Source organism: Microbacterium sp. GbtcB4 (genome assembly GCF_019091465.1).
Lineage (GTDB): Bacteria > Actinomycetota > Actinomycetes > Actinomycetales > Microbacteriaceae > Microbacterium > Microbacterium paraoxydans.
In genome coordinates this window covers 1-241 of sequence record NZ_JAGXJJ010000464.1, presented here as the reverse complement: position 1 = coordinate 241, position 241 = coordinate 1, and the positions used below count along the sequence as shown (strand labels likewise).

Below are 241 nucleotides of genomic sequence, written 5' to 3'. Positions count from 1 at the left end.
CGCCGCCACCGGGAAGGCGTGCGAGGAGGTCTGCCAGGCCCGGCGCGCGACCAGCATCGCCTACACTACCGCGGTGGACTCGTCGAGCATCGACGCGTTGGCGGTGGTGAGGCCGGTGAGCTCGGCCACCAACGACTGGACGTTGGTCAGCGCGTCGAGGCGCCCCTGCGAGATCTCGGAGCGGTACGACGTCTGGGCCGGGCACCAGGACGGGTTCTCCAGGACGGTGCGCTGGATGGCC

At 71.4% G+C, this 241-nt stretch carries 1 pseudogene; it reads right to left on the bottom strand.

From position 1 onward, the window contains the following. Positions 1 to 63 precede the first annotated feature (63 nt). Positions 64 to 241, bottom strand: a pseudogene (locus tag KVS71_RS18475) (hypothetical protein); the annotation flags it as partial.